This is a genomic window from Streptomyces sp. NPDC002602 (assembly GCF_042889445.1).
In the GTDB taxonomy this organism is placed as follows: domain Bacteria; phylum Actinomycetota; class Actinomycetes; order Streptomycetales; family Streptomycetaceae; genus Streptomyces.
This window is the reverse complement of sequence record NZ_JBIAQX010000011.1, coordinates 205958-222916: the sequence shown is the minus strand read 5'-3', so window position 1 is coordinate 222916 and position 16959 is coordinate 205958. Positions and strand designations below refer to the sequence as shown.

The 16959-nt window shown below is 72.6% G+C and carries 17 protein-coding genes; 9 read left to right on the top strand and 8 right to left on the bottom strand.

Translation table 11 applies throughout. The features are described from left to right. Positions 1-176: 176 nt before the first annotated feature. On the bottom strand, positions 177-386 hold the full coding sequence (locus ACFYW3_RS26460; protein ID WP_351371825.1) for a hypothetical protein: 210 nt from the start codon (positions 384-386) through the stop codon (positions 177-179). 165 nt (positions 387-551) lie between these two features. Here ACFYW3_RS26460 and ACFYW3_RS26455 point away from each other — a divergent pair, with 165 nt between their 5' ends. Both ACFYW3_RS26455 and ACFYW3_RS26450 read left to right on the top strand, forming a co-directional pair. Continuing rightward, positions 552-1676: a DUF5937 family protein gene (locus ACFYW3_RS26455; RefSeq protein WP_351749366.1), complete on the top strand. Its 1125-nt coding sequence runs from the start codon at positions 552-554 to the stop codon at positions 1674-1676. 186 nt (positions 1677-1862) lie between these two features. Next, positions 1863-3413 (top strand): M28 family metallopeptidase, encoded by a 1551-nt coding sequence (locus ACFYW3_RS26450; RefSeq protein WP_351749368.1) that lies wholly within the window; start codon positions 1863-1865, stop codon positions 3411-3413. A 41-nt stretch (positions 3414-3454) separates the two neighbouring features. Here the strand turns inward: ACFYW3_RS26450 and ACFYW3_RS26445 are convergent, their stop codons facing one another. After that, positions 3455-4558, bottom strand: a complete 1104-nt coding sequence (locus tag ACFYW3_RS26445; protein ID WP_389387524.1) for an SAM-dependent methyltransferase — start codon at positions 4556-4558, stop codon at positions 3455-3457. A 107-nt stretch (positions 4559-4665) separates the two neighbouring features. Here ACFYW3_RS26445 and ACFYW3_RS26440 point away from each other — a divergent pair, with 107 nt between their 5' ends. Next, on the top strand, positions 4666-5868 hold the full coding sequence (locus ACFYW3_RS26440) for a sensor histidine kinase (protein ID WP_351749370.1): 1203 nt from the start codon (positions 4666-4668) through the stop codon (positions 5866-5868). A gap of 17 nt (positions 5869-5885) precedes the next feature. Further along, positions 5886-6554, top strand: coding sequence for a response regulator transcription factor (locus ACFYW3_RS26435; protein WP_351749371.1), 669 nt, complete (start codon positions 5886-5888; stop codon positions 6552-6554). A 24-nt stretch (positions 6555-6578) separates the two neighbouring features. Here ACFYW3_RS26435 and ACFYW3_RS26430 read toward each other — a convergent pair whose 3' ends face one another. Beyond that, positions 6579-7883, bottom strand: a complete 1305-nt coding sequence (locus tag ACFYW3_RS26430; protein WP_351749373.1) for a PH domain-containing protein — start codon at positions 7881-7883, stop codon at positions 6579-6581. Further along, positions 7880-8371, bottom strand: coding sequence for a PH domain-containing protein (locus ACFYW3_RS26425; RefSeq protein ID WP_351749374.1), 492 nt, complete (start codon positions 8369-8371; stop codon positions 7880-7882). Before ACFYW3_RS26425 ends, ACFYW3_RS26430 begins: the two co-directional genes overlap by 4 nt. A gap of 31 nt (positions 8372-8402) precedes the next feature. On the opposite strand from ACFYW3_RS26425, the gene ACFYW3_RS26420 reads away from it, so the two are divergent. The 4 genes from ACFYW3_RS26420 (at position 8403) to ACFYW3_RS26405 (ending at position 12068) form a co-directional block, all read left to right on the top strand. Next, complete coding sequence (locus ACFYW3_RS26420) at positions 8403-9545, top strand: NADH-quinone oxidoreductase subunit D (protein WP_351749376.1); 1143 nt, start codon at positions 8403-8405, stop codon at positions 9543-9545. Between the two features lie 46 nt (positions 9546-9591). Then, positions 9592-10476: an arylamine N-acetyltransferase gene (locus ACFYW3_RS26415; RefSeq protein WP_389387523.1), complete on the top strand. Its 885-nt coding sequence runs from the start codon at positions 9592-9594 to the stop codon at positions 10474-10476. Between the two features lie 42 nt (positions 10477-10518). Beyond that, positions 10519-10734, top strand: a complete 216-nt coding sequence (locus tag ACFYW3_RS26410; protein ID WP_389387522.1) for a hypothetical protein — start codon at positions 10519-10521, stop codon at positions 10732-10734. A gap of 86 nt (positions 10735-10820) precedes the next feature. Continuing rightward, positions 10821-12068 carry an alpha/beta hydrolase family protein gene (locus tag ACFYW3_RS26405; protein WP_389387521.1) on the top strand — a complete coding sequence of 416 codons (1248 nt, stop codon included), beginning with the start codon at positions 10821-10823 and terminating at the stop codon, positions 12066-12068. Positions 12069-12087: 19 nt separating this feature from the next. On the opposite strand, the gene ACFYW3_RS26400 is transcribed toward ACFYW3_RS26405, so the two are convergent. From ACFYW3_RS26400 to ACFYW3_RS26385, 4 genes are all read right to left on the bottom strand, one after another. Further along, entirely contained in the window at positions 12088-13224 is a 1137-nt protein-coding gene (locus ACFYW3_RS26400; RefSeq protein ID WP_389387520.1) for a hypothetical protein, read from the bottom strand. A 112-nt stretch (positions 13225-13336) separates the two neighbouring features. Next, entirely contained in the window at positions 13337-14323 is a 987-nt protein-coding gene (locus ACFYW3_RS26395; RefSeq protein ID WP_389387519.1) for a glycine betaine ABC transporter substrate-binding protein, read from the bottom strand. Positions 14324-14387: 64 nt separating this feature from the next. Beyond that, positions 14388-15059, bottom strand: coding sequence for an ABC transporter permease (locus ACFYW3_RS26390; RefSeq protein ID WP_351749387.1), 672 nt, complete (start codon positions 15057-15059; stop codon positions 14388-14390). Between the two features lie 3 nt (positions 15060-15062). Next, on the bottom strand, positions 15063-15791 hold the full coding sequence (locus tag ACFYW3_RS26385) for an ABC transporter permease (protein WP_351749389.1): 729 nt from the start codon (positions 15789-15791) through the stop codon (positions 15063-15065). Between the two features lie 167 nt (positions 15792-15958). Here ACFYW3_RS26385 and ACFYW3_RS26380 point away from each other — a divergent pair, with 167 nt between their 5' ends. Then, entirely contained in the window at positions 15959-16930 is a 972-nt protein-coding gene (locus ACFYW3_RS26380) for an ABC transporter ATP-binding protein (protein WP_389387518.1), read from the top strand. Positions 16931-16959 lie beyond the last annotated feature (29 nt).

Sequence of the window (16959 nt, the reverse complement as noted above, 5' to 3'; positions counted from 1 at the left end):
CGGGGCGGGCGGGGCGGCGGAACCGGGCGCGGGTCCGTGGGGGTCCGGGGGGGGGGCCGGGGGGTCCGTGGGGCAGCCCGCCCGTCGCCCCCGGGGCCGGGCCCTGCCCGGCCCCCGACCCCCTGCCCGGCCTGCGGCCCCGCCCCCGGCCTGCCCCGCCCCCGGCCCCGCCCCCGTCAGCAGGATCGGGGCCGGGAGAAGAGCCGGCGCACGGCCCAGGTCAGCCGGTGGTGGGCGGGGTGGCCGGCGAGGACCGCGCGGAAGCGGGCCCGGTCGCGGGCCTCCCGGACGACGGCCACGTCGTCGCGGCCGGGCGGCGGCGGCATCGGCGTCCCGTGCTGGGACGCCCGGTAGGTGTCGAGGAGGTACTGCTCGATCGCGCTCATGGGATCCACCCTCACCCCCTCGGCCGCACCCGTCCCGTCGATTGACGGTCCTCGTCAATCGAACCGCATTTCGCCTGGTGGGCGGCTTGCGGGACGGCTTCCCGGTCACCGGCTCGGCACCCCCCGGCGAACGCCCGCCCGACCCGCGCCGGACAGAATGGGGCGATGAGCGTCACCATCGACATCGCCGGGCTCCCCGCGGAGCGGATCGCGTTCGCGCCCTCCCCGCTCGCCGAGCTGTGCATGGCCCTGCACGCGCTCTCCCAGCCCGCCCACCACCCCGGGCTCCAGTCCTGGGCGAACGCCACGCGGGCCGGGCTCGACCCCTCCCTCGCCGATCGGCTGCTGGAGGCCGACTTCATGTGGCGGAGTTCGTTCTCGGACGTCTTCATGCCCTTCGCCGGGGTGCCCGGCGGCTCGGGCCTGCCCGCCGGGACGCTGGCCGAGGAACTCGACGTACTCGACCGGTTGGACGACGAGCGGTTCGTGATCGCCGCCCTGGAGCACTGCTGGCTGGCCCTCTACAACGAGGGCGGGGTGGCCTCCCCGCTCCACGACGCGGCCTCGCGCGCCAAGGCGTTGGACACGGCCGCCGCGCGCGGCCCCCGCCAGTTGCAGTTCTCGCTCCGCCTGTTGGACGACACCGCCGGCGTGCGGGTGTGGATGCGCCGGTTGTTGGAGGACTGCCACGAGGCCTTCTTCGGCGAGGTCTGGCGGCGGATCGGCCCGCAGCAGGCCGCCGACGCCCGGCACAAGGCGGAGGTGCTGCGCCACAAGGGGCTGCCGGCCGCACTGCGGGAGGTGTCGTCGGCGTTGAGCGTGGACCGGGCCGGGACCACCATCACCGCCGACAAGATGGTCAACGGTTCGGCGACCGCCACCGATCCCCGGGTGGGTCGGGGGCTGGTCTTCATACCGACCCACTTCGGCTGGCCGCACCTGCTGGTCCTGCACGCCCCGGGGTGGCGTCCGGTGGTCCACTATCCGCTCGGATCACCGGAGTTGGCCTCCGCGCCCGGTTCGGTGGAGCTGCTCCGACGGCGCATGGAGGCCCTGGCGCACCCGATGCGGATGATGCTGTGCCGAAGCCTGGCCCGCGGCCCGTACACGACCAGCGAGTTGGCCACGGTCTACGGCATATCCGCCCCCGAGGTGTCCCGCCACCTGTCGGTGCTCAAGAAGGCCGGGCTGCTGCACACGCAGCGTCAGGGTCGTTACGCGCAGCACCAGTTGGACGTGACGGCGGTGGCGCGCCTCGGGTCGGACTTCATGGAAGGCATCCTCCGGTAGGTCGAAACCGGCGGACAGTGGCCGATTAACACCGGCGCAGTTTCACCGATATACGGAATTCATAAACCGGAATCAGTGAAAACTCTGGCCAGAGTGGCCCGTTGCTGTTTAACGTGCGACCACCACTCCCCCTCGCGCACCGTGCGACACCACACGTATGCCTGCACCTGTCGTGAAAGGACCTTCATGCCCTCACGCCGTATAGCCGCAGCCACCGCCGCCCTGGCCGCCGTGGCTCTCGTCTCCCCACTGCTCCTCGCCGGTCCCGCCGGTGCCACCGGCCCCCAGAGCGACGCCGCCAAGGGCGACGCGTTGGCCAAGAAGCTGGTCAAGGAGGCGACCGGCAAGGGCGCCAACAACCACCTGAAGGTCTTCCAGTCGCTCGCCGACTACAACAAGGGCACCCGGGTGGCCGGTTCCAAGGGCCACGTGCAATCCGCCCAGTACGTCGAAGCCGTGCTGCGCGCGGCGGGATACAAGGTCACGAAGAACGAGTTCGACTTCGTGTATGTCGAGACCATCGCGGAAAAGCTCACCGTGAACGGCGACGCCGAACGCGAAGTCCCGATCAACCTGATGACGTACACCGCGAGCGGCCCCGAGGAGGGCATCACGGCGCAGCTCGCCGTCGCCCCCGTGGACGCCGACGGCACGAACGGCTGCGAGCCCACCGACTTCGCCTCCGGCACCTTCACCGGAAAGATCGCCCTGGTGAAGCGCGGCGGCTGCACCTTCGCGGTGAAGCAGGCCAACGCGGCGACGGCCGGCGCGATCGGCGCGGTCATCTACAACAACACCGAGGGCGCGTTGAACGGCACCCTGGGCGCCGCCGACGCGGGCAAGGTCCCGACGGGCGGCGTCACCCAGGCGGAGGGCGAGAAGCTCGCCGCCGAGGCGGCCGCCGGTCCGGTCTCGATCACCCTGGACATCCGCGAGTTGCGCGAGAACCGCAAGACCTACAACGTCATCGCCGAGACGCGGGGCGGCGACGAGAACAACACCGTCTTCCTGGGCGCGCACCTGGACTCGGTCTCGGAGGGGCCCGGCATCAACGACAACGGGTCCGGCTCGGCCGGCATCCTCCAGGTCGCGCAGCGCCTCGCGAGCAGCCAGACGAAGATCAAGAACAAGGTCAAGTTCGCCTGGTGGTCGGCGGAGGAGTTCGGCCTGCTCGGCTCCGAGGCGTACGTGGCCGGTCTGACGGACGCGCAGAAGAAGCAGATCAAGCTCTACCTGAACTTCGACATGATCGCCTCGCCGAACGCCGCCTACTTCGTCTACGACGGCGACGACTCGGACAAGGTCGGCTCGGGCCCCGGTCCCGAGGGCTCCGCGCAGTTGGAGAAGGGCATCACCGACTTCCTCGACGCGCAGCGCATCCCGCACGAGGGCTCGGACTTCACCGGCCGCTCGGACTACGGCCCGTTCATCGAGGCCGGCATCCCGTCCGGCGGTACGGACACGGGCGCCGAGGGCATCAAGACCGCCGAGCAGGCCGCGAAGTTCGGCGGCCAGGCCGGGGTCGCCTACGACGTGAACTACCACGGCAAGGGCGACGACATCAACAACATCGACCAGAAGGCGCTCGACATCAACGTCGACGTCATCGCGAACGCGGTCGGCCACTACGCCTACGACCTGGCGCCGCTGTCGCAGCCGGTCGTCGCGAAGCCGAGCACGGGTTCGGGCAACGGCGGGGGCCTGCGCCCCGGGCACGACCACCACACGGAGCGGTAACAAGCGGACGAAGTGAGGAAGTGAGAGGGGTCGGGATCCCGTCAGGGGGTCCCGACCCCTTCGTCGTGCCCCGCCGCTCCCCCGTGCCCGACGCCTTCGCCGTGCCCGGCGCCTTCGCCGTGCCCCGCCGCTCCCCCGTGCCCGGCGCCTTCCCCGTGCCCCGCCGTTTCGTGCCCCGCCGGCCAGGGGGCGATGCCGACCGGCTGGACCAGCCAGCCGAAGTCGCCCAGACCTCCGCGCGCGGTGAGTTCCGCCGCCTCGCCCGCCGCCGACAGGGCGCGGACGTACGCCACCGGGTCCGTCGAGGCCAGGGTCAGGGACGGCCGGCCGGCCGAGACCCCGAGGAGCGCCAGGGCCCGGCGCTGTGTGAGCAGGGTCGCGCCCGGTCCCGCGCAGGAGTCCAGTGCCACGTGGGCGGTGACGTCGCAGCCGCCGTCCGGGACCGGGGGGACCTCCCGGCCCGCGCGGAAGCCGGTGAGGGTGCCGAACGGGGGCCGGGCCTCCCGGGTGTGGGCGTAGTCCACCGCCACCGCCAGGCCCCGTTCCAGGGTCGCGGTGGCCTGCGCCCAGGCCTCGTCGCGGGAGCGGCCGATCTCGGCCCGGCCCGGGGTCGGCCACCACCGCTCCAGCCAGGCCCGGTCCGCCTCCTCCAGGGGCCCGCCGGGGCTTTCCGTGCCGTCGGGCGCGACCGTGACGTAGTGCCCGTCCTCGGCGATCTCCAGCGGCACGTTGTCCAGCCACTCGTTGGCGAACAGCAGCCCCGTCGTCCGTTCGGGCGGTACGGGAACCCAGTGGATCCGGGGGTCGAGCTCCTCGGGCCGGGCCGCGCGCTCGACGGCGTACGGACGCACCCGTGCGGCCGTCCGCGCGGGCAGGGCGGCCAGCACCCCGACGAGCAGTTCACCGCGCCCGGCCCCGACGTCGACCAGGTCCAGCCCCCGGGGGCGCCCGAGGGCCTCGTCCACCGTGAGGAGGAGTCGGGCGACGGCGCCCGCGTACAGCCGCGAGGCGTGCACGGAGGTCCGGAAGTGCCCTGCGGGACCCGGGCCGCCGGGGCGTGTGTAGAAGCCGTCGGGGCCGTACAGCGCGGCCTCCATCGCGGACCGCCAACGAACCGGAACCGCGCGTTCGCCCTGAGTGCTCATCGACCCAAGGCTAAGCTCAACCTCCACCTTCGGGAGTACTTCATCCCTCAACGGATCGCCCCTCTGGTTGACTCCAGCACCTGTCCGCTTTGCCTACTCTGGGTTACGTGCAGCGTCTCTACGACTTCCTCCGCAGACACCCGACGGGTGTCGACAGCTTCTGGGCTGCCCTGCTCTTCGGGGTCTCCCTGCTGGAAGTCACGAACAGCGGTCTGAGCAGCACCGCGACCCGTCTGATCGCCGTCCCCTCGGTGCTCGCGATGAGCGCGGTGGTGGCCATGCGCCGCAAGTGGACCGTGCCCATGTTCTGGCTGGCCGTCGGCACCGGCGTCTACCAGTTGCTGACCCGCACCGATCCGCACATCGGCGACTTCGGGATGCTGATCATCCTCTACACGGTCGCGGCCTCCGCGACCGTCTCGCGCCGACTGTCCCGGGCGGCGTTCGCCATCGGGCTGACCGCGTCCCCCCTGTACTTCCTGCGCTTCCACGTGGACCGGGGCGCGATCGGCGACAACGTCGTCGGCGCCCTCTTCGCCATCGTGCCCTTCGCCCTCGCCTGGGTCCTCGGCGACTCCGTGCGTACCCGCCGGGCCTACTACGCCCAGCTCGTCGAACGCAACCAGCGCCTGGAGAAGGAACGCGAGGCCCAGGCCAAGGCGGCCGTCACCACCGAACGCGCCCGGATCGCCCGCGAGCTGCACGACGTCGTCGCGCACAACGTGTCGGTGATGGTGGTGCAGGCCGACGGCGCCGCGTACGTCATGGACGTGGCACCGGAACAGGCCAAGGAGGCCCTCCAGACCATCTCCGGCACCGGCCGGCAGGCCCTGGCCGAGATGCGGCGGCTGTTGGGCGTGCTGCGCACCGGCGAACCGCAGGAGTCCGAGGACTACGTGCCGCAGCCGGACGTGGAACAGATCGAGGTCCTGGTCGAGCAGGTGCGGGCCGCGGGCCTCACGGTGGACTTCCAGGTCGAGGGCGCCCCCCGCCGGCTGCCGAGCGGGGTCGAACTGACCGCGTACCGGATCGTGCAGGAGGCGCTGACCAACACGCGCAAGCACGGGGGCCCCGAGGCGAGCGCCAGCGTCCGGCTGGTCTACTTCGACGACGGGCTGGGCCTGCTCGTGGAGGACGACGGCCGGGGCGCGGCCCACGAACTGTACGAGGACGGCGGCGCCGACGGCGCCGGACACGGGCTGATCGGCATGCGGGAACGCATCGGTATGGTCGGAGGCACCCTGGACGCGGGCCCGCGTCCCGGCGGCGGCTTCCGGATCAGCGCACTGCTCCCGCTCAAGAAGAGATGACGAGGACGAGGTAACCGATGTCCATCCGAGTGATGCTGGTCGACGATCAGGTGCTGCTGCGCACCGGCTTCCGAATGGTGCTTGCCGCCCAACCGGACATGGACGTGGTCGCCGAGGCCGGGGACGGCCTGGAGGCGCTGGAGGTGCTGCGGGCCACGAAGGTGGACGTGGTGCTGATGGACGTCCGCATGCCGCGGCTCGACGGGGTCGAGGCGACCCGGCGCATCTGCGAACCCGAGGAACACCCCAAGGTCATCATCCTGACCACCTTCGACCTGGACGAGTACGCGTTCTCCGGGCTGAAGGCCGGCGCGAGCGGCTTCATGCTCAAGGACGTCCCGCCGGCGGAACTCCTGGCCGCGATCCGCTCGGTGCACAGCGGCGACGCCGTCGTCGCCCCGTCCACGACCCGGCGCCTGCTGGACCGCTTCGCGCCGATGCTGCCGACCACGACGGCGGAACCGCGCAACAAGGACGTGGAGCGGCTGACCGAGCGCGAGCGGGAGGTCATGCTGCTGGTGGCGCAGGGCCTGTCGAACGGCGAGATCGCGGCGCGGCTGGTCCTCTCGGAGGCCACCGTCAAGACGCACGTGGGCCGCATCCTGACCAAGCTGAGCCTGCGCGACCGGGTACAGGTCGTGGTCCTGGCGTACGAGACGGGGCTGGTCCGCGCCGGCGGTCTCTAGTTCCGTGGCCGGTCGGGGCCCCGGTCAGGTCATCCAGCGGTCGGGGCGGGCCGCGGCGCGCGAGGTGCGGGAGCGGGCGGCCTGCGCGGGCAGCAGCGCGGCGGCCTCCGCCGACGGCCGCAGCCGCGCGGTGACGGTGGCGTTCGCGCCGGTGTCCACGTGCAGGTCGGCCACGCCGCGGGCGCGTTCCCAGGGCCCCTGGGTCAGGCGCACGCTCTGCACCTTGGCGTGCGGGACGATCTCCGTGCGGCGGCACAGGCGCCCCTTGCGCGCGGCGAACACGTCCTCGGTCACGGCCAGGCCGTAGCCCTTCCACCACACCGGGACCACCCACCGCGAGCCGGCCCTCGGGGCGGGGCTGAAGGACAGGGCCGCGAGGTCCACGCCGGGCAGGACCCGCGCGATGACCTCGTACGCGGCGGCCCGCGAGGCCACCGGGACCAGGACGTCGTTCTTCGAGCCGGCCACCGCCAGCTCCACCCGGACCCAGTCGCGCCGGCGCCACAGCAGCGGCTCGACGATCCGTACGGTCTGCACCCGCCCCGGCGGCACCGTCTCGTGAGCCCGGTCCAGCAGCCCGTGGTCGATCCGGAGCCCGTCGGGGGATTCGGCGACCGTCCAGTCGTACTCGGTGAGGAACCGTCCCGCCGTGCCGGCCCAGACCCCGCCGAGGAACGGCAGCAGAGTGGCCGCCGTGGCCCAGACGCTGCCGCTGAACCACCACACCACGACCGGCACGACCAGCCCGGCGAGCAGGGCGGCCCAGACGGCGAGGGTCAGCACCAACGAGACCACCAGGTCCCTCGGCCGGACCCGCAGCAGTTCGCGTTCCGGGGCCTCGCCGAGCGTCACGGCCTCCGCGGGGGCGAAGCCGGCCGCCCGGGCCAGGAGTTCGGCGCGCAGCGCGACGGCGTCCCCCTCCGCGAGGTAGGCCAACTCGTCCTTGTCCGCGGTGCCGATGACGTCGAGCCGCAGCTTCGCGACCCCGGCGACGCGGGCCAGCAGCGGCCGGGTGACGTCCACGGCCTGGAGCCGGTCGAGGCGGATGTGCGCGGTGCGCCGGAAGATCAGGCCGCTGCGGATGCGCAGTTCGGCGTCGGTGACGGCGTAGTGGGTGAACCACCAGCTCAGGAAGCCGTACGCGCCGAAGACGAGGACCAGCCCGGCCAGGACCAGGAGCCGCAGCAGCCCGGACAGGTCCGCGATCCACTCCCCGGCCCGCTCGCCCTGCTGGGCGATGACACCGATGGTGGCCGCGATCGGCACCCACGCCCGCAGCAGTGGGGTCAGGAAGTGCAGCCGGCGTTCCGGCGCGGCGGTGTCGCTCACAGCCCGGCCGACTTCGCCTCGCCGAGGGCGGACAGCCGGTCGCGGAGCCGTTCGGCCTCGGCCGGGACCAGTCCGGGGATCTTGGCGTCGGTGGCGGCGGCCGCCGTGTGCAGTTGTACGGAGGCCAGCCCGAAGCGGCGTTCCAGCGGACCCGAGGTCACCTCGACCAGTTGCATCCGCCCGTACGGCACCACGGTCTGCTCCCGCCACAGGACGCCCCTGCTGATCAGCAGGTCGTCGGCGCGCTCGGCGTACCGCCAGGACCGCCAGTTGCGGCCGAGCAGCACCCAGCCCCAGACCAGCACGCCGAGCCACACCGCCCCGAGGGCGGCCCACGCCGGTCCGGCGGTGAGGCCCAGTACGACCGCCGTGAGCGCCGTGAGCACCGTCATCCAGATCACCAGCAGCATGCGCCGGAGCGTGAGGAGCCCGCCCGGCAGCCCCACCCACTCGGGTCCGCTCGTCCCACCCGTTGTCCCGGTTCCCATGCGTACACCCTAGGGCTGAGACAATGCCGCCATGACGGAGACCACGGTCGGTATCGGCGGCGCGGCGGAGAGCACCGACATGGTGCTCAACATCGGGCCGCAGCACCCCTCCACGCACGGCGTGCTGCGCCTGCGCCTCGTCCTGGACGGGGAGCGCATCGTCAGCGCCGAGCCGGTGGTCGGCTACATGCACCGGGGCGCCGAGAAGCTCTTCGAGGCCCGTGACTACCGCCAGATCGTGATGCTCGCGAACCGCCACGACTGGTTGTCCGCGTTCTCCAACGAGCTGGGCGTGGTCATGGCCGTCGAGCGGATGCTGGGGATGGAGGTCCCCGAGCGGGCCGTGTGGATGCGGACGCTGCTGGCCGAGCTGAACCGGGTGCTGAACCACCTGATGTTCCTCGGCTCGTACCCGCTGGAGCTGGGCGGGATCACGCCGATCTTCCACGCGTTCCGTGAGCGCGAGGAACTCCAGGCCGTCATGGAGGAGATCTCCGGCGGCCGCATGCACTACATGTTCAACCGGGTCGGCGGTCTCAAGGAGGACCTCCCCGCCGGCTGGTCGGGCCGGGCCCGCGCCGCCGTCGCGGACGTCCGCACCCGCATGGACGTCTACGACAAACTGGTCCACGGCAACGAGATCTTCCGCGGCCGCACCCGCGGCGTGGGCGTGCTGTCGGCGGAAGCCGTGCACGCCTACGGGGTCTCCGGCCCGATCGCCCGCGCCTCCGGCGTCGATTTCGACCTGCGCCGCGACGAGCCCTACCTGGCGTACGGCGAGCTCCAGGACGTGCTGAAGGTGGTCACCCGGACCGAGGGCGACTGCCTGGCCCGCTTCGAGGTGCTGCTCGACCAGACGCACAACGCCCTCGACCTGGCCGTCGCCTGCCTGGACCGGATGGCGGAGCTGGCGCCGGGCCCGATCAACCAGCGGCTGCCCAAGGTGCTGAAGGCGCCCGAGGGGAGCACGTACGCCTGGACGGAGAACCCGCTGGGCGTCAACGGCTACTACCTGGTGTCCAAGGGCGAGAAGACCCCGTACCGGCTGAAGCTGCGCTCGGCGTCCTTCAACAACATCCAGGCGCTGGCCGTGTTGCTGCCCGGACAGTTGGTCGCGGACATGGTGGCGATCCTGGGTTCGCTGTTCTTCGTCGTCGGAGACATCGACAAGTAGTCCTGAAGGCGACGGTCCCCGGGCGGGTCGTGTCTAGGGTGACCACATGATCTCCGACATGTGCGTGGACTACCTGCGCCGGCTCGGCGTCGAGCCGGCGGCGCCCTCCGTCGAGGGGCTGTTCGCCCTCCAGCGGGCCCACCTGGAGCGCGTGCCGTACGAGAACATCGACATCCAGTTGGGCCGGCCGCCCGGGATCGACCCCGCGCTGTCGACGCGCCGGCTCGCGGCGGGTCTGGGCGGGTACTGCTTCCACCTCAACGGCGCCTTCTCCACGCTCCTCGAAGCACTGGGCTACGACGTGACCCGCCATGTCGGCGGGGTGTACAAGGAGCCCGACGCGCGGGGCGTCAACGGAGACCACCTGGCGCTGATCGTGCGGGTGGAAGGGGCCGCGTTCTTCGTGGACGCCGGGTTGGGCGACGGACCCCACGAGCCGCTGCCGCTGCGCGCGGGCACCTTCGAACGGGGCCACTTCCGGTACGCGTTGGAGCCGCTCGTCCCGCTCGACGGGGAGGCGCCGGGCTGGACGTACCGGAACCCGGGCGGCCCCTTCCCCGTGATGAACTTCCGCTCGGCCCCCGCCACGATGGCCGACTTCGAGGCCGAGCACCTGCGGCTGTCCACCGCGCGGGACTCCGGTTTCGTCCGCACCTTCGCGATGCTGCGGCGCGACGCGCAGGGCATCGACGCCCTGCGCGGGCGCGTCCTGAGCCGGATCGACCCCCTCAAGGGGACGACCGACCGGGAACTGCGCACGCCCGAGGAGTTCTTCGGCGTGCTGACCGGGGTCTTCGGTCGGTCGCTCGACGAGCTGAGCGCGGGGGACCGGGCGGCCCTGTGGGAGCGGGTGGACCGCGCGCACGAGACGTGGCGGGAGACGCGGGAGGAGCCGCCGGCGCGGGCCGGGGCGGCGTCGCGGGTGGGCTGACACCGGGCCCGCGCTGTCGGTGCGAGGGTGCAGACTTGGGGCATGTCCCACTCCCCCCGTCGGGCCTGCCCCACCTGCGGCCGCGACTGCGCCGTCACCGCCGGCCGGATCGCCCGCCACGACCCGCCCGCCGGCCGGGTCCGCGGCGATCTGGTGTCCTGCCCCGGCTCCCGCGCCCGCGTCATGCTCGGCGCGTCGGCGCCGACCCTGGACGGCTTCGCCCTGGGCCCGCACCCGGGGCAGCTCCCGCTGTTCTGAGACGCCCCTGTCGGGGGATATCCCCCCTCAACTGCCGGGGGAACACGGGATGTCGGGGTGCGTGACCGGGTCCTAGCGTTCAGGACATGACGACGACCTCGCACCTGAACGAGCGCCGGCTGCGGCGCGCAGCCGCGGCGGTGGCCCTCGCGGCCGTCCTCGGCGCGGCGGCCGCCCCGGCGGCCCTCGCCTCACCCACCGCCGCACCCGCCGCCGTCCGGGCACCGGCCGCCCGGGGCGCCCTGATCTCCGTCACCCAGGTCGACCGCCTCGACCGCGCAGGCGTCACCGCCGAGCTCGGCGGCCTCGGCGTCGACACCGCGGGCGTCCGGTACGGCGTCCTCGCGTACCGCGTCGCCTACGCCACCGTCGACCCCGAGGGCCGCCCCACCACGGCCACCGGGTTGTTGGTCCTGCCGCGCGGCGGCCCGGCCCGGCCCGACCTGGTGTCCGACACCCACGGCACCGTCGCCCACCGCGACAGCGCGCCGAGCGGGGGCAAGGGCTACAACCGGCTCACCCCGTACCTGCACGCCTCGGCCGGCCGCGCCGTCGCGGCGCCGGACTACCTCGGCCTCGGCGGCGGCACCGGCCCCCACCCCTACATGGACACCCGCTCCGCCGTCACCGCCACCGTCGACATGCTCAAGGCCTCCCGCACCGCCGCCGACCGGCTGGGCCGCCCCGTGACCCGGGACGTGTACGCCACCGGCTTCTCCCAGGGCGGCCAGGTGGCCATGGCGGTCGGCCGCGCGCTCTCCGCGGGCCGCGACGGACTGCGGTTGCGCGCCCTGGCCCCGATGGCCGGCCCCTACGACCTGTCGGGGTCCGAGATCCCCGGGATCGCCGACGGCCGGGTCGCGCCGCGCACCGCCGTCTTCTACCTCTCGTACTTCCTGACGGCCCAGAACAGGCTCCACCCGCTCTACAAGGACCCCGCCGAGGTGTTCCGCCCGCCCTACGCGCGGATGGTGGAGGGCCTGTTCGACGGGACGCACCCGGAGGAGGAGATCGTCGCCGCGCTGCCCGCGACCCCCGAGGAACTGCTCACCCCGGCCTGGGCCGAGAACGTCCGTGCCCCGCGCGGGGCCCTGCGCGCCGCCCTGCGGGCCAACGACGGCGCATGCGACTGGAAGCCGGACGTACCGGTACGGCTCTACGCGGGCGGCGCCGACACGGACGTGCCGATCGCCAACTCCCGTGCCTGCGCCGCCGACCTGGGCCGCCGCGGGGTCCGGGCGAAGGTCGTCGACCAGGGCCCGGACGCGGACCACTTCACGACGGCCCTCAGGTCGGCCCCCCAGGTGGTGCGCTGGTTCGACGCGCTGTCGTAGGCGCCCCGGGGGTCAGGGCCTACGAGATCGCGGTGCGGAGCCGGACCACGTCGATCGGCTCGGTCTCGTCGTGCTCCGTCAGGTCGATGACCTGGCCCACCGCGCGGTGCTCGGGGGTCACCGGCTTGAACTCCGGGTCGCCGGCCGCACGCACGGTCTCCGCCTTGTGCACGGCGAGGACCTCGGCGCCGACCACGTCGGCGAGGTCCTCGTTCTGCACGGCCTCGATCGCGGCCCGGGCCTGCGCGGCGTTCTTGGTGCCGAAGAAGTCGAAGCCGCCCTCGACCCGGGAGGCGGACCGCCTCGGGGCCGTGTACGGGGCCACGGTCGCCGCCGGCCGCCGCGCCGGAACGGCGGACGCCCGGTCACCGGCCGCCGTACGGCCGTGTGCCTCGGCGGTACGGGCCGCACCGGACGTCGTGGCCGGGGCGCCGGCGGCCGAGGCGCCCGTGGCCGGGGCGCCCGTGGGCGAGGAGACGGAGGTGGAGGTGCCGGGGGGGATCGGGGTTCCGGGGGTCGTGTCGGCGCCGGACGCCAGGGCCTTGGGTCGCCCCTCGGCCCGCTCCCGGCCCTTGCGCGCCAACGCCGCCATGGCCGCGTTGGCGCGGGCGTAGCCGATCGCGGTCGGCGCCCCGGCGACGGTGCGCTCCTGTGACGGGGCCGGGAGTTCCTTGGGCGTGCCCGGGCCCGAGGCGGCCTCGATGGCCAGCAGCCGGCGTCCTTCGAGGGCGGTGGCCCGCTCCGTCTCGGCGGTGGCGTACCGGCGCAGCAGCGCGGCGTGCTCGCCGCGCAGGCCCGCGAGTTCGACCCGCTTGGCGCGCAGCTTCGTGTCGAGCCTGGCGCGCAGCGTGCGGGCTTCTTCGAGGTCGGATTCGAGCTCGGCTATCCGCTCTTCCGTCTTCCACTCGTCCTTGACCCGTTCTCGGGTCAGTTCGGCCACCCGGCGGCCGGCCGAGCGGTCCCAGGAGCGCATGACGACGGCGCCGGCCACGCCCGAGGCGGCCGTGAGCGCCACGAGGAGGCGCCACACGGCGCCGCCTTCGGGTGCCGCGAGCAGCCAGGCCGCGCCGGCGCCGGCCACGGAGACACCGGCGACGAGCGTCGGCGTGAGCAGTCGGTGCAGAGGTTCTGGATTGCGGTGGCGTCCACGGGGCATGGCCTGAAATTTACAGGGAGTAGGTGGGGTGTGGGGAAGCCGCCCGACAATCTCTTGCCGGGCAGTTACCCGTCATTTCCGCATCAATCGCGTAACTGATCTTGCTGTGGGGCTACTTCTTCAGCAGACCCTTGGATTCCAGGTACGCCTTGGCCACATCGGCGGGCTTCGCGCGCTCCGCGTCCACCTTGCGGTTGAGGTCGACGAGGTCCGCCGTCGTCAGTGCCTTGGTGAGCTTGTCGAGCGCGGCGGCGACCTCCGGGGCGCCCGCGTCCTTGGCGTTGACCACCGGCAGGACGTTGTCGGCGTTCTGGAGCTTCTTGTCGTCCTCCAGCAGGACCAGGCCGAAGGAGTCGAGCGTGGCGTCGGTGGTCGTGGTCAGCACCAGCTGGTCCACACCGTCCTTGACGGCCTGCTTGGACTGGGGGGTGCCGACGCCCTTGGGGTCGATGCCGGCCACGGAGATGCCGTACGTCTTCTCCAGCCCGGGCGCGCAGAAGGGACGGACGGCGCATTCGTCGCCCGCCGCGATCTTCACCTTCAGACCCGACTTGCCCAGGTCCGAGAGGGTCTTGAGCTTGTTCTTCTCGGCGAACTCCTTGGTCACGGCGAAGGCGTTCTGGTCGACCGCCTCACCCGCCGGGAGCGCCTTGATGCCGAGCGGCGTCGCGAGCTTCTCCAGCGCCGCCACCGTCGCCGCCGCGTCGCTGGAGGCGACCGGCTTGTCCTTCGGCGCGTCCTTGCCGTTGACCTTGGCGTTGAGGAACTCGGCGAGGGTCGCCGCGTACTCCGGGACGACGTCGATCTCGCCCTTCTCCAGCGAGGGCTCGTACAGCTCACGGTTGTTGACCGTGGTGATCGAGGTGGAGTAGCCGGCGTCCTTCAGGACCTGTGCGTACAGCTCCGCCAGCACGTTGGACTCGGTGAAGCCGGCCGCGCCGACCACCAGCTTGCCCTTGGCGCCCCCGCCCGAGGAGGCCGGGGCGGACGAGCCGCCGTCCTTGGCCTTCTCCAGACTGTCGCCACCGCACGCGGCGAGCGAGACGGTCAGGGCCACCGCGCCCAGTGCCGCGCCGAGAACGCGCGTGGACTTGCTCATGGTTGCTCCTCCAGGGAGTGAGTACAGCGGGAAGGAAAAAGGGGGACGGGACCGGCGGCAGGACTCAGCGGGCCACCGACGGGCGCCGCAGCAGGAGCCGGTCGACGGCCACCAGCACGCCCTCCACCAGCAGGGCCAGCAGCGCCACCAGAAGGGCGCCGGCGACCACCTGGGCGGTGTCGAAGGTGTTGAAGCCGGCGGTGATGATCCGGCCCAGACCGCCCTGGCCGACCATGGCCGCGATGGTGGCGGTGGCGATGACCTGGACCGCGCCCGAGCGCAGCCCCGTCATGACCAGTCCGCGCGCGAGCGGCAGTTCCACGCGCAGGAACAGCTGGGTCCCGGACATGCCCATCCCCCTCGCCGCCTCGACCACCGAGCGGTCCACCTCGCGCATACCCACATACGCGTTGGTCAGCAGCGGTGGGATGGCGAACAGGACGAGCGCGACGATGGTGGGCAGGTACCCCGCGCCGCGCAGCGGCGACACCATGAACAGGGCCAGCACCGCGAAGACGGGGATCGCCCGGCCGACATTGGACACGTTCACGGCGAGGGCCCCGCCCTTGCCGAGGTGGCCGAGCCACAGGCCGATCGGCAGCGCCACCGCGCAGGCGACGGCCAGGGCGATCCCGCTGACGTAGACGTGCTCGCCGAGCCGGTGCCAGACACCGTTCTCGCCGGCCCAGTTGGCACCGTCGGCCAGCCAGTCCCAGGCCCCACCCAGTACGCCCATGGCTCAGACCTCCTTGGCGACGGGTGCCGGAGCCCGCTTGAAGATACGTTTCCTCGGAGCGGGCGCGGAGGCCCGGGTCCAGGGGGTGAGCAGTCTCTGGAGCCCGAGCAGCAGCAGATCCGCCACCAGCGCGAGCAGCACGCACAGCACCGAGGCGGTGAGCACCTGGGCCTTGAAGGAGCTGTTCACGGCCGGCGCGATCAGATTGCCGAGACCACCCTTGCCGACGATCGACCCCACGGTCGTCAACGCGACCGTCGACACGGTGGCGATCCGGACCCCCGCGAGCAGCGCGGGCAGCGCCAGCGGCAGTTCGACCTGCCACAGCAGCCGGCCCGAGCCGTACCCCATGCCGCGCGCGGCCTCCCGCACCTCGTCGGGGACGGCTTCCAGACCGGCCAGCACATTGCGTACGAGGATGGTCAGCGAGTACAGCACCAGCCCGGTCACCACCAGCGTGGCCGAGAGCCCGAAGACCGGCAGCAGCAGGGAGAACATGGCGAGCGAGGGAACCGTGTAGAGCAGGGTGGTCAGACCGAGCACGGGCGCCGCCCAGCCACGGCCGCGGCGGGCCAGCAGGGCGAGCGGAACGGACACGACGAGCCCGATGACCACCGACAGACCGGTGATCCATATGTGCTCGACGGTGGCGTCGGTGAGCTCCTGGGAGCGGGAGGTGACGTACTCCCAGCAGATCCAGTCGTTCGCCACCAGGCAGCTCTGCCCGGCCATGCCGCTCACCCCCGCCTCGCTCCGTCAGCCCGTCATCGCACACGTGTCCGACCCGAGGGCCTGGTCAGACCGACCTTAACCCCAGCCGCCGACAATGGCCGGATTCCTTCGCAGTCGGGCAACATGCCCTTCACACATGGCACCCGCGCGTGAGGAAGGATGGTCCGGTGATCCGATTCGAGCAAGTGACCAAGCGCTACCCCGACGGGACGACGGCCGTCCGGGATCTCTCCTTCAAGGTGGCGGAGGGCGAGCTGGTCACCCTGGTCGGCCCGTCCGGCTGCGGCAAGACGACCACGATGAAGATGGTCAACCGACTGATCGAGCCGACGTCGGGCCGGATCCTGGTGAACGGCGAGGACATCGCCGCCGCCGACCCCGTCGAGCTGCGCCGCCGCATCGGCTACGTCATCCAGCAGGTCGGCCTCTTCCCGCACAAGACGGTGCTGGAGAACACGGCGACCGTCCCGCACCTGCTCGGCACCCCGAAGTCCAAGGCCCGCGCCCGCGCGGCGGAACTGCTGGAACTGGTCGGCCTCGACCCGGCCGTGTACGGCGGCCGCTACCCGGAGCAGCTCTCCGGCGGGCAGCGCCAGCGGGTCGGCGTGGCCCGGGCCCTGGCCGCCGACCCGCCGGTCCTGCTGATGGACGAACCGTTCGGCGCGGTGGACCCGGTGGTCCGCGAACGGCTCCAGAACGAGTTCCTGGCCCTGCAGAGGACCGTCCGCAAGACGATCCTGCTGGTCACCCACGACCTGGAGGAGGCCATCCGGCTCGGGGACCGGATCGCCGTCTACGGGGCCGGCACCATCGAGCAGTTCGCGAAGCCCGCCACCGTGCTGGCCGCGCCCGCCACCGACTACGTCGCCTCCTTCGTCGGCTCGGACCGGGGGCTCAAGCGCCTCGCGGTCACCCCGGTCGAGACCACCGACCTCGCGGAACAGGACCCGGAACACGGAAAAGCCCCCGCGGCCACGGTGGCGTTGGGGGCGAGTCTGCGCGAGGCCCTCGCGGCGCTCCTCCAGGAGGACGAGGGCCGCGTCGGGGTCACGGACCCGGACTCCGGCGCGCTCGTCGGCGTACTCACCCCGGAGGGCGTGCACCGGGCGCTGCGCCGGTCCCGACTTCAGGAGGCCTGACCCGAAAGCCCCCGCACGGACCGGAAGCG

Excerpts from the sequence above, each read along its gene's own strand:
- ACFYW3_RS26460 (WP_351371825.1), bottom strand. The coding sequence starts at position 386 with ATGAGCGCGATCGAGCAGTACCTCCTCGACACCTACCGGGCGTCCCAG.
- ACFYW3_RS26455 (WP_351749366.1), top strand. The coding sequence starts at position 552 with ATGAGCGTCACCATCGACATCGCCGGGCTCCCCGCGGAGCGGATCGCG.
- ACFYW3_RS26450 (WP_351749368.1), top strand. The coding sequence starts at position 1,863 with ATGCCCTCACGCCGTATAGCCGCAGCCACCGCCGCCCTGGCCGCCGTG.
- ACFYW3_RS26445 (WP_389387524.1), bottom strand. The coding sequence starts at position 4,558 with ATGAGCACTCAGGGCGAACGCGCGGTTCCGGTTCGTTGGCGGTCCGCG.
- ACFYW3_RS26435 (WP_351749371.1), top strand. The coding sequence starts at position 5,886 with ATGTCCATCCGAGTGATGCTGGTCGACGATCAGGTGCTGCTGCGCACC.
- ACFYW3_RS26425 (WP_351749374.1), bottom strand. The coding sequence starts at position 8,371 with ATGGGAACCGGGACAACGGGTGGGACGAGCGGACCCGAGTGGGTGGGG.
- ACFYW3_RS26420 (WP_351749376.1), top strand. The coding sequence starts at position 8,403 with ATGACGGAGACCACGGTCGGTATCGGCGGCGCGGCGGAGAGCACCGAC.
- ACFYW3_RS26415 (WP_389387523.1), top strand. The coding sequence starts at position 9,592 with ATGATCTCCGACATGTGCGTGGACTACCTGCGCCGGCTCGGCGTCGAG.
- ACFYW3_RS26410 (WP_389387522.1), top strand. The coding sequence starts at position 10,519 with ATGTCCCACTCCCCCCGTCGGGCCTGCCCCACCTGCGGCCGCGACTGC.
- ACFYW3_RS26405 (WP_389387521.1), top strand. The coding sequence starts at position 10,821 with ATGACGACGACCTCGCACCTGAACGAGCGCCGGCTGCGGCGCGCAGCC.
- ACFYW3_RS26400 (WP_389387520.1), bottom strand. The coding sequence starts at position 13,224 with ATGCCCCGTGGACGCCACCGCAATCCAGAACCTCTGCACCGACTGCTC.
- ACFYW3_RS26395 (WP_389387519.1), bottom strand. The coding sequence starts at position 14,323 with ATGAGCAAGTCCACGCGCGTTCTCGGCGCGGCACTGGGCGCGGTGGCC.
- ACFYW3_RS26390 (WP_351749387.1), bottom strand. The coding sequence starts at position 15,059 with ATGGGCGTACTGGGTGGGGCCTGGGACTGGCTGGCCGACGGTGCCAAC.
- ACFYW3_RS26385 (WP_351749389.1), bottom strand. The coding sequence starts at position 15,791 with ATGGCCGGGCAGAGCTGCCTGGTGGCGAACGACTGGATCTGCTGGGAG.